The organism is Neobacillus sp. 114 (assembly GCF_030127045.1).
GTDB classification, from domain to species: Bacteria; Bacillota; Bacilli; order Bacillales; family Cytobacillaceae; genus Neobacillus; species Neobacillus rhizophilus.
In genome coordinates, this window is record NZ_CP126144.1 from 4,681,203 (window position 1) to 4,697,351 (window position 16,149).

At 40.8% G+C, this 16,149-nt stretch carries 15 protein-coding genes and 1 riboswitch; of the genes, 1 reads left to right on the forward strand and 14 read right to left on the reverse strand.

The window, feature by feature from the left end:
- The first annotated feature begins 106 nt into the window (after nt 1-106).
- Nucleotides 107-355 carry a ferredoxin gene (locus QNN06_RS22875; RefSeq protein ID WP_042355233.1) on the forward strand — a complete coding sequence of 83 codons (249 nt, stop codon included), beginning with the start codon at nt 107-109 and terminating at the stop codon, nt 353-355.
- 108 nt (nt 356-463) lie between these two features.
- Here QNN06_RS22875 and QNN06_RS22880 read toward each other — a convergent pair whose 3' ends face one another.
- The 14 genes from QNN06_RS22880 to QNN06_RS22945 all read right to left on the reverse strand — a co-directional run bounded on the left by QNN06_RS22880 (nt 464) and on the right by QNN06_RS22945 (nt 16,115).
- Nucleotides 464-1,027, reverse strand: coding sequence for an ECF transporter S component (locus tag QNN06_RS22880; RefSeq protein ID WP_284037971.1), 564 nt, complete (start codon nt 1,025-1,027; stop codon nt 464-466).
- 167 nt (nt 1,028-1,194) lie between these two features.
- Nucleotides 1,195-1,327: riboswitch (FMN riboswitch) on the reverse strand.
- A gap of 125 nt (nt 1,328-1,452) precedes the next feature.
- Entirely contained in the window at nt 1,453-2,202 is a 750-nt protein-coding gene (locus tag QNN06_RS22885; protein ID WP_213120327.1) for a peptidoglycan DD-metalloendopeptidase family protein, read from the reverse strand.
- A 169-nt stretch (nt 2,203-2,371) separates the two neighbouring features.
- A complete protein-coding gene (locus tag QNN06_RS22890) occupies nt 2,372-3,550 on the reverse strand; it encodes a negative regulator of sigma-X activity (protein WP_284035998.1) in 1,179 nt (392 codons plus the stop codon).
- Nucleotides 3,525-4,076 (reverse strand): RNA polymerase sigma factor SigX, encoded by a 552-nt coding sequence (gene sigX / locus QNN06_RS22895; RefSeq protein WP_213120325.1) that lies wholly within the window; start codon nt 4,074-4,076, stop codon nt 3,525-3,527. The genes QNN06_RS22890 and sigX overlap by 26 nt, the downstream gene beginning before the upstream one ends.
- Before the next feature lie 189 nt (nt 4,077-4,265).
- Nucleotides 4,266-5,540, reverse strand: coding sequence for a group II intron reverse transcriptase/maturase (gene ltrA / locus QNN06_RS22900; RefSeq protein WP_284035999.1), 1,275 nt, complete (start codon nt 5,538-5,540; stop codon nt 4,266-4,268).
- A gap of 584 nt (nt 5,541-6,124) precedes the next feature.
- Nucleotides 6,125-7,906, reverse strand: a complete 1,782-nt coding sequence (locus QNN06_RS22905; RefSeq protein WP_213120324.1) for an ATP-binding protein — start codon at nt 7,904-7,906, stop codon at nt 6,125-6,127.
- Complete coding sequence (locus QNN06_RS22910; RefSeq protein WP_213120323.1) at nt 7,903-8,619, reverse strand: response regulator transcription factor; 717 nt, start codon at nt 8,617-8,619, stop codon at nt 7,903-7,905. Before QNN06_RS22910 ends, QNN06_RS22905 begins: the two co-directional genes overlap by 4 nt.
- A gap of 180 nt (nt 8,620-8,799) precedes the next feature.
- Nucleotides 8,800-9,987: a c-type cytochrome biogenesis protein CcsB gene (ccsB, locus tag QNN06_RS22915; RefSeq protein WP_213120322.1), complete on the reverse strand. Its 1,188-nt coding sequence runs from the start codon at nt 9,985-9,987 to the stop codon at nt 8,800-8,802.
- The gene (gene resB, locus QNN06_RS22920) at nt 9,988-11,607 is read right to left on the reverse strand and encodes a cytochrome c biogenesis protein ResB (protein WP_213120321.1); all 1,620 of its coding nucleotides are present in this window, start codon (nt 11,605-11,607) and stop codon (nt 9,988-9,990) included.
- Between the two features lie 22 nt (nt 11,608-11,629).
- Nucleotides 11,630-12,154 carry a thiol-disulfide oxidoreductase ResA gene (resA, locus tag QNN06_RS22925; RefSeq protein ID WP_213120320.1) on the reverse strand — a complete coding sequence of 175 codons (525 nt, stop codon included), beginning with the start codon at nt 12,152-12,154 and terminating at the stop codon, nt 11,630-11,632.
- A gap of 98 nt (nt 12,155-12,252) precedes the next feature.
- Nucleotides 12,253-12,996: a 23S rRNA pseudouridine(2605) synthase RluB gene (gene rluB, locus QNN06_RS22930; RefSeq protein WP_213120319.1), complete on the reverse strand. Its 744-nt coding sequence runs from the start codon at nt 12,994-12,996 to the stop codon at nt 12,253-12,255.
- Nucleotides 12,997-13,846: 850 nt separating this feature from the next.
- Entirely contained in the window at nt 13,847-14,383 is a 537-nt protein-coding gene (locus tag QNN06_RS22935; protein ID WP_213120318.1) for a spore maturation protein, read from the reverse strand.
- Between the two features lie 6 nt (nt 14,384-14,389).
- Nucleotides 14,390-14,977, reverse strand: coding sequence for a nucleoside recognition domain-containing protein (locus QNN06_RS22940; RefSeq protein WP_213120317.1), 588 nt, complete (start codon nt 14,975-14,977; stop codon nt 14,390-14,392).
- Nucleotides 14,970-16,115: a D-alanyl-D-alanine carboxypeptidase family protein gene (locus tag QNN06_RS22945; RefSeq protein ID WP_213120316.1), complete on the reverse strand. Its 1,146-nt coding sequence runs from the start codon at nt 16,113-16,115 to the stop codon at nt 14,970-14,972. The genes QNN06_RS22940 and QNN06_RS22945 overlap by 8 nt, the downstream gene beginning before the upstream one ends.
- Nucleotides 16,116-16,149 lie beyond the last annotated feature (34 nt).

The window sequence follows — 16,149 nt, forward strand, 5'->3', positions numbered from 1 at the left end:
AAAAGTTATTCATACAGCTTTACAATAGATATGTGAATTGTATTTTCCATCACAAACGGAAAATAAGTAAGAATATTACTTGTTATTTTACTGGGAGGTTTTTTTCATGGCAAAGTACACAATTGTTGACAAGGAAACTTGCATCGCGTGTGGCGCATGCGGCGCTGCTGCACCAGATATCTATGATTACGATGATGAAGGTATCGCATTCGTAACACTTGACGATAACGAAGGTATCGTTGAAATTCCAGATGTTTTAATCGATGACATGATGGACGCTTTCGAAGGCTGCCCAACTGATTCTATTAAAGTTGCTGATGAGCCATTCGACGGTAACCCAACTAAATTTGAATAATCTTTGACTGAAGATATTCTTAAGCTGCTACCCCCCGCCTACTATAAGCCGGGGGGTTATTTTTTTCGATAAAAAACAGAGGCCCTGGTTTTGCGGCCTCTGTTCGTTTTAAGCATTTTTTACTGAAAATTTATTTAGCCATGCTTGCATCCGAATAAATAGAAGCATGAAAATGATCGACATCATTACGCCCTTTAAGATATTAAAAGGCAAAATCGCAGGTACGACGAGGTTCCGCATATCCGGGAAACCCATTAAGGCCGTATAGGCAGGTAAAATGATAAAGTAGTTGGCGATGCTCATCACAACAGCCATGATAATAGTTCCAGCTACTAGGGCAAGTGTCATTCCCTTTTTTGATTTCAATTTATTATACACATAGTAAGTCGGCAGAATAAACACAATCCCAGCTGCGAAATTGGCAAGGTGGCCAACAGGAATGCCTGTCGGGCTCCCTGTTGCAAAATAATTTAGCATATTCTTAAACAATTCTACTAAAATTCCTGCCACTGGTCCGAAAATCAGCGCAGCAATCAAAGCAGGAATATCACTAAAGTCCACAAACAAAAAATTAGGGAACATCGGCAGCGGAAAGTTTAAAAACATTAATAAATATGCGATGCTGCTCAGCATCCCGATTGAAACCATTGCTCTTACCTTTGTGTTCTTCATTTTCTTCATCTTCCTCTCTCCTTTTTGATCCATCACGTTAGGAAGAGAGATTCAGCTTTTATAGGCACTCAAAATAAAACTCCCTCAAGATTGAAGCTTGAGGGAGTAAATTTAGGTATGCTTAATAAACATTCGATCCGTGGAAATTTTTCGAATGCCTGCAGAACCTCCATCTTCTCCCATCCAGACTATACTGTCGGCTTTGGAATCACACCAAATCCTGCCTAATAAGGCTCGCGGGCTGAAGAGTTATACTCTAATACCGCCGATCGGGAATTTCACCCTGCCCCGAAGATAGATCGTTATAAAATTATAAGTTTATTATACTGAAAATCAGTCACTTTGTTAAGTTAAAGATTTTTTCCGGTCTTTAAATATTTATAAAAATACCCGCAGCAATAGGCTGCGGGGTAAAAAGTTTTTATTTACTGGACAATCAAGATTTGCTTAGGCTTAATTACATCTGTGTTAAGGTTGTTGATTTCTTTTAATCTGGCCACTGTCAAATTAAACTTTTGGGCAATGGAGGACAAGTTGTCACCATTTATTACAATATATTGGTTTACAAGCGGCGGCCCACTGGGTTCAGGAATATTTTGCGGACGGCTACTTACCTCCAAAACATCCTTGCCACTGGCTGCAATTCCGCCCTGAACCGCTTCGCCAACATCAGCATCTCCTAATAGCAGTTCCGGATTAATGGCAAATTTTTTGTCATATCTCCATTCTAATTGGTGTGATTCAAAATGAAGATGGGTGCCGGTAGCCTGACCGGTCCTTCCCATTGTTCCGATGGTCTCCCCCCGCTTAACCATTTGACCAGGCACAACGGCCCGTTTGCTTAAGTGGGCATAAACCGTAACGAAATTGCTTGGGTGCTTGATAAATACAACCTGACCATATGTATTGGAATAATAAGACTTAATCACAGCCCCATCTTCAACTGCCAAGACCGGGGTGCCATATGTTCCGGCGATATCGATTCCTTTATGCTTGCCCTGTCTTGTCCCATATGTATCAGAAATAACGCCATCTGCCGGCCAAATCCATCTCTCCTTCTCCGTTTTTGCCTCTGGCAATCCGGCAGCTTCCGAGTGTCTCCCTCCAAGAAACAACAAACCTACACAAATCGCCATTATAATGGCAATAAAAAACCTCTTTATATAGTCACGCATTTCACTATTAATCCTCCTTACATCTTGTCCATACCACACCATATGTTCTTATACTCGCGTTTAGAACATATGGTGTGGCATCGGACGGCCTGACCATATTTGTTATAATTTGGAGTCTATTGCTATTTTATGCATAAAAAAATCAACCGTTTTTTGGTTGATTTTTTTATCATTTCTCGATTGTCCGAAGATTTGGGGCAGCTGGCACCTTGATTTCTTTTGTTAAATCAAACGGGCCAATATTTGCTGCTGGAGGATTGCTCACAACCACTTTTTCAAATCCGAATTCTTTTGCTGTTAAAAGGATGGCCTCCATCGACCAGACGGCCAACCGTTCATCTTCTAAACTGGCATCTTTCGCAAAAGTGATAGTTAACGTGTTATCATTTGCTGATACATCCTGAATTGCCAAATTCGGCAACAAAGATCTTTGTAATTGATATTCCTCTATCCCTGACTTCATCGCATCGATTGCAGCCTTAATATCCTTATATGATTCGAGTGTTGGCACCAAGAACGGAACATCACTGCCATTAGAATAGTAAAAGAGGTAAGCATGTTTTTTCACATCAGTGATGGTCAATTTTTCATAAAAGTCATTGCTTAGTTCGATTCCAGGTTCGCCATTTGTGGTGAACTTAATCGTTTTGACGCTGCTATTGGAAGAAATATCATTTTTTAATGCACCGAGAAAAATTTGTTCCGTTGCAGTCCCTTGGCGGTATGGATGGTCTGAAGGTACATCGACAATAACAGTTTCATTAGCATTATCATAATGCAATGTTGCCTGGAGCGGATAAAATTCACTTAGGCCCCATTCCGATTCGTTTAGGTTTGCCATATGTTCATTATATAAGGTAAGCCAGTCTTTTCCTTCGGTATTTTTGACTATAGTTGATACTGGTACCAGATTTTGAGCTTGATTATCGGGCACCCAATAGGTCAACACGACGCCGCCTTTTATTTCATCATCATAAACAGCTGTTTTCCCAGCATAATCGTTTTGCCCTTCGGCTTTCTTTAATGTTGAGTATTTATCCGCCTGTGATTCCTGATTGGCCATACCGCTCGCATCGCTATTATCTTTGGCAATTTTCGCTTCTTTTGTTGACTCTTGTTTGGCATTGTTGATTGAATAGTGATTCGTATCCATAAACTTAGGAGCCAAAATAAAAAATAAAAATAGTGCCGCTGCAGCGGCAATACCCGGCAGGATCCAGGAAACAGTTTTCCGTTTTTTACGTGAAAGGTTTTGGTAAATGTCACGAGGATGGCGATAGTCTTTTATTTTAGGCATTTGTTTTAACAATTCTACGAGCTCTTCATCGCTCCACTCTGACTTTCTCAATATTTCCCTCCTCCCTTCGGTAAAATGTTTCCATGTGCTTCTTCAAAACTTTCAACGAGCGATGCTGGGTCGTTTTGACTTTACTTTCTGTCCACCCTAGAGCCTCTGCTGTCTCCACTATTGACAAATCGTGAATAAATCGTAATATAACGACGGCCTTTTGGTCCACGGTACAATATTCCAAGCATTTATATACCCATTTAATTTCTTCTCTTTGAACAGCCATTTCCTCAGGGATAGGATGGTCGTCCTTTACCTGATTTGAGGACCAATCAAATTTCTCAAGGATTCTTTCCTTCCAGCCCTTTTGCTTTCGGAAATAATCAATCGCAACATTTCTCGCAATCGAAAAAAGCCAGGTTTTTTCGCTGCTTTTTCCCTCAAAGCGATTATAAGACTTAAACACTCTAATATAAACCTCTTGAACAAGATCCTCCGCCTGCTCTCTGTTTCTAACCATATAAAAAAGAAATTGAAATACATCATGGTGATATTTTTGATAAAGTTCATCGAAAACGGAGTCCAACTTTTTTCCCCTCCCCGTTCAAAATATTAGTCGATGTTTATGTATAAAAGGTTACACTTTCTTAAATATAGACTTTTTTGGGATGAAAAGGAAGGTATTTAGTGGAAATCGAGTAGAGGGAAAATAGGTTGACTATTTTCGCCCCTCTCACAACACCGTACGTACGGTTCGCGTATACGGCGTTTCAATTTATATTACAGTGTGTACTTTTAGGTAACGTTCTAGAGCAGAGGGTACTCCCCTCTGCTTTAGTCTTTTGTTTGAGATTGCTCTTTGGACAACTTTTGATAACCCGATATACCGGTATCCTTTCCGGCAGAACGTTAATCCTTTCGCTTCTTCTTCGGGTATTCCTAGTTGAATTAGCGACTTGATTTGTTTTGCCGATACTTTCCATTGTTTCCAGATGATTACTCTTATTCTTGAGCGTAGTTTCTTATCAATTCGACTTGTTAATTTTTTCATATTTGCGATTCTAAAGTAATTTACCCACCCGAACATGACTTGTTTCAGTTTCAATATTCGGTAGTCTAGCGGAACACTCCAGTTTCGCTTTGTCAGTTGTCGAAGCTTCCTTTGAAATTTCTGTACTGAAGTTGGGTGAGGTTTCGCTTGGTATCTCTTGTTTGTGAAATCGTAGTAATACCCAAATCCTAAGAATTTCAATTCTTTTGGGCGAGAGATTTTACTCTTTTCGACATTGACTATCAACCCTAATTTTTCTTCTATAAATTTCACGATTGATTTCATCACTCTGTTCGCTGCTTTTTCACTCTTCATAAAGATGAGGGCATCATCCGCATATCTCACGAATCGTAGTCCTCTACTTTCTAATTCCTTATCGAATTCATTTAACATAATATTACTTAAGAGCGGACTGAGGTTGCCTCCTTGCGGAGTCCCAATTGGTGTTTCTTCATATTTCCCATTCACCATAACCCCACTGACAAGGTATTTTCTTATTAGTGATATGACGTCTCTATCATTTATTGTGTTAGATATGATTCGCATAAGTTTATCGTGGTGGACTGTATCGAAGAATCTTTCAAGGTCAATGTCTACTACCCAATCGTGTCCATCATTCAGAATTTCCAAGCTTTTTATAATCGCCATTTCACAACTTCTTTTTGGTCTAAAGCCGTAACTGAATTCACTGAACTGCTCTTCAAATATCGGACTGAGAACTTGATGAATGGCTTGCTGAACTACTCTATCCACTACTGTTGGTATTCCCAATTTGCGCATCTTTCCATTTTCTTTTGGGATTTCCACTCTTAAGGCAGCTTGTGGTTGGTATTTTCTTGTTCTGATACGCTGACGCAGCTCATCCTTATTCTCTTTCAGATATTGCTTTAATTCATCGACCGTTACTCCATCGACCCCACTTGCACCTTTATTTTTATAGACACGTAAGTAGGCTTCATTCATATTTTTATTACTTAGAATCTGTTCTAAAAGTTCCACACTCGTTTCTCCTTCCCTCTCACGTAGTAAGTGATAGCTCCCTTTTGGTTATCCTTTGAGATACGCTCATACTTTCGCCATTAACACATTCGGAGTACGTCACTCACGCATTCGTGGTGTTGAAACACTATAAATTGTTCAGCCCTTCATGAATTTTCATTCATTACTATGGCTTCTGCTGACTTCTTGCGGCTAACCTTTTTCGACTGTATTTCTGTACATCCGCAAGACCTCCCAGGGTAAGACAACTATCTTTCCTCTTTTACTCGCCTGATTTACTCTATAAAGTTACGCACATCTTTTGGACTTTGACTTGATATGGAGCCTTATCCTTTTATAAAGCCTTGGTATCAGATTTCTGTTCGTCGAGCCAAGATTTTATTCCACGCTTCCTCCAGCCCCTACCTCACGGTAAGCGCCTTGCGTTTCCTTAGTGGTTGGTCGATGTGTACCCCCACAGTGGACTTTCACCACCTAGATAGTTGTCATGCCTGGCACACATAATAAAAGAGGCTGCCGCAAATTGACAGCCTCCGAAATTGTTCCTTGTGAATCAATAGAAATCGGCAAAATCCATGGTCATTTTACGATTTTCGTGGGAGTATGAAGGAAAATGTCGTTCCCTGCCCAACTTTACTTTGAACGGAAATATGTCCACGATGGGCATCAATGATATTTTTGGCAATAGCCAGTCCAAGACCTGTTCCTGACCTGCCGCGGGTTCGTGCCTTATCAGCTTTATAAAACCGTTCAAAAACAAACGGTAAATCTTCCTCAGGAATCCCTGTTCCTAAGTCCACAACATCCATTCTGATTCCTTTGTCCTCGGAAGTAACTTTTAAGGTCACAGAACCATCTTTCGGCGTATGTCTGATCGCATTATCAATCAAATTCGTTAGAACCTGTTCAATTCGATCAGGGTCCATTGTAAAGGTTGGTATGTCGTTGTCGATTTCAACCAGCAATTGAATTCCATTATCTTTGGCTAACCCTTGGAATTTATGAATAATCCGTTTGATAAAGGCAGAGAGATTGACCTCTTCCATTGTTAATTGAATATGACCTGCTTCCATTCTTGCCAAATCCAGCAATTCATTGACAAGACGGCCCATTCTTAGCGATTCATCATAAATGACCTTTGCCATTTCTTTTTTCTCTTCCTGGGTTTCGGCAATATCGTCAACAATCGCTTCGCTGTAGCCCTGAAGCATAGAAATTGGCGTCCTTAGTTCATGTGAAACATTGGCAATGAAGTCTCTTCTCATTTTCTCCAATTGCCGTTCCTCAGTCATATCCCTTAAGACCGCAACTGCCCCGCGAATAAAGCGATTACTGTAAAGCGGACTGACCAATATGACCCAATGGCGGCCTTGCAGGGAGATTTCCCCAATCTGCTCTTTTTCTGTATCAACTGCTTTTTGAAAAAGATTCATGACTTGGGAGGGAATGGCCTCCAATCCGGAAATAAACCCTTTTTCATAATACCAATATTGAAGAAAGCGGTCTGCCGGTGGATTCGTAATTAAAATCGTTCCATCCCGGTTGAAGGTAATAACCCCATCAGCCATACTGCTGAGAATGCTTGCCAACTGCTCTTTTTCCTGATTGAGCGCGTTCATGTTAAACTTTAATTGCCGGCCCATTTGATTAAAAGCAGTAGCCAGTTCACCTATTTCATCATGGGTCAAAATAGGGACCTTTGTGTCAAATTTCCCTCTTGCCACCTCAAATGCAGCTTCCCGCATTTTCCTTAACGGGGCGGTTATTCTTGTGGACAAAAAGAATGCGAAAATGGTTGTAAGAATAATGGCAACACCAGCCACAAGCAAAATAAATTTGGTTGCTGACCGGGATGTTTCCTGCATGACCCTTAAAGATTGGTAAATGAACACTGCCCCATTTTGATTTCCAGAGAGTTTAAGCGGCACTCCGATGATTGAATAATTGGCGGCAGTGCCAGCTCTATTTTTTTCGGATGAAAGATCGGAGATTTTCTCGACCCGTTTATTTTTGTGTAAAACATTTGATAACTCGGGATCGTTCCGAATATCATCAATCGTTAATTTATTTCCTCCCTTTGTGTTTGGAGAATAATAAACTTCATCCCCTTTTATAATGACTACTTTGGTGACATCATCAATGATTTCCCACGAGATTTCCAAACCGAGCGGCCATTTATCTGCTGGATGCTCCTCCAACACAGTGGCAATTTTTTCGGCTGTATGGGTTAAATCATTCTTTGTTTCATTAATATTATAGTTTTGAAAAAACTCAAGAAGCATCACTGTTAAAATAAATAGGACAAATGAAACTAATAAAATGATGGTAAACCAAAGCTTACCGACTACACTTCTTAAGAAGGTCATTCATTTACTACCTCAAATTTGTAACCTACTCCCCAAACGGTAACAATCATTCTAGCAGCTTGTTCCGAAACTTTATTTAGTTTTTCGCGAAGACGTTTTACATGCGTATCAACTGTCCTTAGGTCTCCGAAAAACTCATAATGCCATACTTCCTTTAACAGCTGCTCACGGTCAAATACTTTGTCCGGTGCTTTGGCAAGAAAATATAACAGCTCATATTCTTTAGGCGTTAAGCTAACCTCTTTACCATCAGCAGATACCCGGTGGGCATCATTATCTATTGTTAAATGAGGAAATACAATGACATCCTTGGTTGTTGTCTCCGTTTGCAGGAAGGTAGTTTGTGATGATCGTCTTAACAGTGCTTTTACCCTTAGTACAACCTCACGCGGGCTGAATGGTTTAACGATATAGTCATCCGTACCGACTTCAAAGCCCTGAACCCGGTTCACCTCTTCACCCTTTGCCGTTAACATGATAACAGGAGTCGCCTTTTTCTCCCTTAATTCGCGGCAAACCTCAATGCCATCCTTGCCAGGCATCATTAAATCCAAAAGAATGACATCATAATCGTTAGCCAATGCTTTCGCTAATGCTTGATTACCATCCTCTGCTTCATCAATTATAAAATCTTCGCGCTCTAAATACATTTTTAATAATCTGCGAATTCTTTCTTCATCATCTACAACTAAGATTTTAACGTCCTGATCCATTATTAATCCCCCCATGTTGTTTATTTTACAAAATGGTCTCCATTTTTGCTATATGTTGAAAGCTAATAAATCCGATAAAAAGTGTCAATAATTTGACAATGTAAATAAAGGACAATGAATTCTATTACTATTATTTGAAAAAGGCCCTCACTTAATGAAGTGAAGGCTAAATTTTGGCCGTTAAGATCCTGCGTAAGAATGGAGTCCAGCTATGATGAGGTTGACGGCGACAAGGTTAAACATGATGATAACAAAGCCGATTACGGCAAGCCAAGCGGACTTCTCTCCATGCCAGCCCTTTGACAGACGAAGATGCATGAAGGCGGCATAAAATAACCAGGTTATTAATGCCCATACTTCCTTAGGGTCCCAACCCCAGAAACGGGACCAAGCCATTTGTGCCCAAATCATCGCAAAGATCAGTGCTCCCAGTGTAAAAACAGGGAATCCAATTAATACGGAACGATAGCTAATCTCATCAACAAAATCAAGATTTATATTTTTAACCAGCGGTTTAAGAGCGGCAGAAATTCGCTTTCTAATAATCAGCCTAATAAGTCCATAAAGGATAATTCCACCGATCAATGACCAAATGACCGTATTTAGTTTTTTGGCATTAACAATAGCTGGCATCTCAACGAATGGTTTAAAGCCATCCTTTGTCAACAGTTCCCCTTCGTGAGGTCCTGCAATGGCAGGCATCGTATATTCGACAACTGCCTCGTTATCATGCTTATCAACCCAATTAAATTTCTCGTGGTACCCCATACCGGAGAAGATTGAAGAAACGGCCACAAAGCCCAAAACTGTAACTAAAGAAAACATAACCGCTTCGAGCCAAAAGGTTCGTTTACTGGATTTGGTTTGATCAATGGCTTTTACTAAATAGATAAGACCTGCCGCAAAGCTTATTGCCAAAATGGCTTCCCCGATTGCAGCAGTGGTAACGTGAATATGCAGCCAATAGCTTTGCAGGGCCGGTATTAATGGAGTAATATCCCTTGGGAACATACTAGCATACGCGATGACCAGGATGGCTACAGGCATTGTAAACAGACCAAGCAGCGTCGTGCGGTATATAAAATAAATCACGATAAACGCGCCGACAAGGGCCATTCCAAAGAATGTCGTAAACTCAAACATATTACTGACCGGTGCATGTCCGGCCGCAATCCATCTGGTAATAAAATAGCCAAGCTGGGAGACGAAGCCCACGATGGTTAGAAATACAGCAATTTTCCCCCACTTATTCGTTTCTTTCTTTTCAGACAAACCTTTTTTCTCTTTAATCGAACCGCCGAAAAACAGCGTCGCTATTAAATATAGGATAAAAGCGACAAACAATAGATTACTGCTTAATGCTGCCAACTATACTACCTCCTTAACCTCTTTGTCCCTTTGAAGCTGATCATCCGGCATCGTCAATTTGGTGCCTGCTAAAATAGCTTCAAGCTCCCGTTTCAAGCCGTACCAATTCTTGTTTGTATGGGCGGCAATCCAGACCTGACCGTTTTTGCGCTGTACCCAAATACGACGGTGGTTCCAGTAGGCACCTTGAATAACCCCAATCATGAAAATGATTCCACCAATAATGAACACCCATAAAGAGGAATCCTTTCTAACAATAAATCCGGAAACATTTTTTGTTTCAATTCCCTTGAAGGCCAGTTTATAGGTATTATTACCAAACGGTTCAATAGTCTGTCTGATGGCTACAAAGCTTGTTTCCCCTTTTGGCTTGTCCGGTGTATTCATCCGGAAAATGAAGGCCGGGTTATTTGGTACCCGAGATTTTGTTGATGGTTCCCCGTTATCGTCAAATTCGAAATCTGGGAAATAGTTTAGAAGTTCCACTGAATACCCATTACCTAAATCGTACTTCTCCTGCGGGTTAGTTAAGTCAACCTTCACCTCGCCAAAGGCTTGATTTGTGCTCTTATTAGTGAGAGCAAATGTCATCGCTTTAAACTCAGTTTTAAAGGAAGATTGAAAGACAGAGTAACCATTGAAGGATAGTGGCTGATTTACTCTAATCTTATATTCCTCTAACTTCTTTAACTTTGGCTTTTCCCCTGGGATTTTCTCTCCCTCCCGCTGATACAGAACGACGTTTGATTGATAGTTCTTCACAACCTCGCCTGCCCGGTTAAGTGCCTTTTCGAAAGTCTTATTGTTTTTATCGTAATGTTCTAATATAAATTGATTATTTTTAATATAATATTGTTCATTCGTTTCCGGAACTAATGCTGTTTCCCCTTCACGTACCCAAAGGTCCTCATTTACATAAAAACCAGGGATAAAGCGCAGCATTCCGCCAAATAAGAAAATTATTAGACCGATATGGTTTACATATGGACCCCAACGGGAAAAACGATTTTTCTCTGCAAGAATATCACCATTTTCTTCACGGACATGGTAGCGTTTTGCCTGTAAATGTTTTTTCACCGTTTCAAGGTCGGTTTGCTCAGCCTCGGAGTTGGCACCAAACACCCGCTGGCGCTTGAGAAATCCCTCATGTCTTGTGACCCTTTGTGCTTTTAATGCCTTATACAAAGGAACTACCCTGTCAAGGCTGCAAATAACAAGGGAAATGCCAATCATGGCGATTAATAATAAATACCACCATGACCCATACAAATCATGGAAGCCCAGCTGGTAGTACAACTTTCCAAACCAGCCGTATTCCTGCTCGTAATACACATCCGGCGGCAGATTAATGTACATTTCCTGTGGCAAAATCGTGCCCAGAATAGAAGCTATCAGCGTGATAATAATCAGCCAGACGCCGACCTTTACAGAGGAAAAGAAGTTCCATATTTTATCAATGATAGTTTTGTTATAGGTTTGCGAGCGGCGAGCACTGCCTTCATAGCGCATATCAAGAAGTTCTTTCCTGTTGTCTGTTTCATCCAGCACCTTTCCGCAGGCCTCACATAACACCGTGCCGTGCGGATTCACATGCCCGCATTCACATTTTACATCGTTCATTAAAAAAAACTCCCAACAACCCTTAAGGTTTAATTTTCTCCATAAACTCCCTTACCATTTTTTCCGTCATTTCGCCGGTATGATATTTCACAACTTCCCCGTTTTTATCGATTAAAAATGTTGCTGGCAGCGGGTTAATACCATAGGCCGTCATGACTTCTTTATCGGTATCGATCATAATCGGAAAATCCAGCTTATAATGCTCAGCAAATTGCCTTACTTGCAACTCAGATTCCTGGATATCAACTGATAAAACCTGAACCCCTTTGTCTTTATATTGTTGGTATTGGTTATTGATATAAGGCATCTCTTTCTTGCAAGGAGGACACCATGTTCCCCAAAAGTTTAAGAAAACTCCCTGACCGCGGTAATCGGACAAACGATGTTTATTCCCGTCCATATCCGTTAACACAAAATCAGGAGCTTTTTCCCCTACGGCTACCTTTTGTTTCGTGTCCTTTGTCAAATTGGCATATAGGCTATAAGCAACGGCAGCACCGAGAATCAGCAGAATAATCGTTCTCATCACCAATCGCCGTTTTTTCATTTGAATCTCCTCCATTTGCTACAGAGCACAGTTAGTCTAAATTATATCATTTATCAATGTCCCCACAGTGTTTACCACAGAATCTAATTGTGACGATTCTATGAATTTTTTCGCCGCTTCGATACATCCAAAGCAAGTGCCCTTATCTGCTTCATCTCATGGGTAGTTAGTTCCCTAGCTTCTCCAGCCTTTAACCCTGTTAAGGTTAAAAATCCATAACGTTCCCTCTTTAACTTCAAAACTTCATGGCCAATTGCTTCGAACATTCTCCTTACCTGACGGTTTTTGCCTTCGTGAATAATAATCTCAACGATAGAGGTTTGTTTTTTCTTATCAGTTGACAGCAGCTTCACTTTCGCCGGCGCTGTTTTTCCATCCTCTAAACGGATTCCCTTTTCAAGCTTTTTAAGATTTTCCCTTAAAGGAATGCCTTTTACTTTAGCGACATAAACCTTTTCGATTTCGTTCTTTGGATGCATTAGTAAATTGGCAAATTCGCCATCGTTAGTAAGCAGCAATAACCCAGAAGTATCGTAATCCAGGCGCCCCACAGGGAAGATTCTTTCTTTTATAGCCGGAAAGAAATCCGTTACTACCTTTCGGCCTTTTTCATCGCTGACACTCGAAATAACCCCTCTTGGTTTATATAATAGGAAGTAAACAGGCACCTCTTTCTCAAGCGGTATTTCATTTACCTCTACTTTATCGGAGGGGGAAACCTTTACACCAAGCTCGGTGACGACTTTTCCGTTTACTTTTACCCTGCCCTCTTTGATCAAATCTTCCGCTTTCCTTCTAGATGCAATTCCGGCGCGGGCAATTACTTTCTGCAATCTTTCCATTCTTTCACCTCAAAAAATCAATCCATAGTATAGGGAACAAATATAATTTTGCTATAGTAATAATTCTTATTTTAAAAATGCATTTGTTCTATCCTACTGAATTATGACACAAATTCTCCACTTTTCAAAGTCTAAGCGGCAGTGCTCATTAAATACAAAAAAACAGGCTCTGTAAAGAACCTGCTTTTTGTTTTTTCTGGGTTATTTTTTTGATTGTCCATGCTATTGGGCCTGTTGATTTCCGCTCCGGGCACTCGCTTTCCGCGGGGAGGTCCTGGAGCCTCCTCGGCGCTAGGGCGCCTGCGGGGTCTCCAGTGACCTCTATATCCCGCAGGAGTCGAGTGCCCTCCGCTCCAATCAACAGGGTGGCAAATCAATCTAAGTATTGCAACACACATTTTCCATCCTTGAAAAGTGTGAAGCAATCTTTTTCATATTTTGACAGACTGCAGTAAGAAAAGCACGTGTATATATTAATCAAGTTGAGAAAAGTGGTTGTCTATAATAAATTCATATTTCTTTGGCTAAACTCTTTTGGCTTAAACATTGAAATTACAACTTATTTTTATTATTTATTGTGAGTGTAAGTTCTATATTGAATACACCTGTTGATTGGCGTGGAAGGCGCGAAGACTCCTGCGGGAGTACGGGGCTGGGGAGACCCCGCAGGCGCTTCAGCGCCGAGGAGGCTCCCCGGCACGCCCGCGGAAAGCGAAGCGCCTGGAGCGCCAATCAACAGACCTATTGTTTTGCCTTTATATTTATAAAGCGTTGATTAATGAAAAAAAATAAAAAGGCTATCGAAAGTTTTTCAACAGCCTAAGAAACGTTATACAAGACCTGCTTTTTGTTATTTTGTTCCGAAAATGAAGGCGACGACGATGATGGATACGATGATACCGACTACGTCTGCCAAGAGCCCTACTTTTAAGGCATCGCCCATTTTTTTGATGCCGACTGCACCGAAATAAACAGTTAAAACATAGAAGGTCGTGTCGGTGCTCCCCTGCAATACGGACGCTAGTCTGCCAATGAAGGAATCTGGTCCGTACACAGCGATTAAGTCACTGGTCATACCCAAGGCTGCTGTACCGGAAATGGGACGAATCAATAATAACGGAACGATTTCTGCTGGAACTCCAATCATCTTCATAAATGGACGAAACCAATCCATGATGGCATCTAGTGCACCTGATGCCCGAAAAATGGAGATAGCCACCAGCATTCCGACTAAAAACGGGATAATCGAAACAGCGATTTTTATCCCTTCCTTACCGCCCTCGACAAAGCTTTCGTAAGTCGGCACCTGTTTAATGGTGCCATAAATCAGGATAAAGCCTATTAATAACGGTATAAATGTCAAAGATATTAATGAAATAAATTCCATAAATGATCATCCTTTTCGGCTTCTGCGATAATAGAAGTAACGGTCGATGAGAACGGCCCCTATCGCCGAAAGGATGGTGGCAATAATGGTTGGAACAACAATTTCGGTAGGGGATGTTGAATGATATGTCATTCTGATAGCTATGACGGTTGTCGGGATAATGGTAATGCTAGCCGTATTAATCGCCAAAAATGTGACCATGGACCTTGAAGCCGAGTTTTTTCCGCCGTTTAACTTTTTTAGCTCCTCCATTGCTTTGATGCCAAGCGGAGTCGCGGCATTCCCAAGGCCAAACATGTTGGAAATCATATTCGACAGCATATATCCCATCGCTGGATGTTGGACGGGTACTTCTGGAAACAATATCTTTACAAGCGGGCGAAATAATTTAGCCAGTTTTTCAAGAAGTCCTGATTCCTCCGCAATCCGCATCATTCCAAGCCAAAAGACAAGCACGCTGATCAGGCCGATACATAACGTGACCGCTTCTTTCGCCCCATCAAATACCGCCCTGTTTACATCCTCAATGGTCCCATTAAACAGAGCAAACACAATCCCAATGACAGTCATTCCAACCCAGATATAATTAACCATGCGCGTTCACACCTATTAGTGAAAAAAATATTTTTTTAACACTTTCAAACAGACCCTTCTCTTTTTTCGGCAAGCTTTGATAGTAAATAGGTGATTCCTTTACGGCCCTTCCATCCAAATAAACAATAGCTTTTCCGACTACTCTCTCTTGTTTATTTTCATCATCCCATTTTTTATCAGGCTTGTTTAACTTATACTTAATGCTGAATAAGTCCATCTCTTGGCTGGTTGCCGGGTAAACAATTGATTTCTTTAAGAACAAATGGTTTTGAAAATATTTCGGACTTTTGATATCAATTTTTCCTTTTGTTAAAACTTCTGCCATATCGTAATCTTTAAATCCGTATTCATACATGGAAATATGATCATCCCAATCATTTGGGTCGTTCAAGGTGACCGCGATTAAACTCATATCACCTTTTGCCGCTGTCGTTACCAGCGTCCGCTTGGCCCGTTTTGTATAGCCTGTCTTACCTCCGGTTGTATATTTATATTTTGTTAATAACCGATTTTTGTTCTTCCATACCCTGTCCCAGCTTTCGGTTGGATTAGGAGCGCGATGCACCTTTGTACCGGAAATTTTTTGATAGATTTTGTTATGCATCGCGTAACGTGTCAAAATGGCCATATCATAGGCGGTTGAATAATGGTTTTCATGGTCATCCAAGCCATGCGGATTTGCAAAATGTGTGTTTAACATGCCGATTTCCTTTGCCTTTTGGTTCATTAAAAAAGCAAAGCCATCGACACTTCCACCGACATATTCGGCGATTGCAACAGCTGTATCATTTCCGGACCGCAGCATTAATCCATAGACTAAATCCTCAAGTTTTATTTTTTCACCCGGCTTTAAGTATACAGATGAGCCCTCTGCACGGACTGCTTGTTCACTTACCTTTACATATTGATCTAGTTTTCCAGATTCGATTGCTAGAATCGCCGTCATAATTTTCGTAATGCTGGCGATTCGTCTTTTCGTAAAAGCATCCTTTTCATAAAGAATGCGGCCGGAATTTTGCTCAATTAGAACTGCACTAGCAGCACTAACATCAAAGGAAGCCTCGGCTCTCTGAGGATGATTAGCGGCAAATAGTGAGACTATGAGGCAAAAACAGGCTATTTTTAAAATAATTCTCATTAGATATACCTCGTCCTCCTCGTTATTTAGTAAA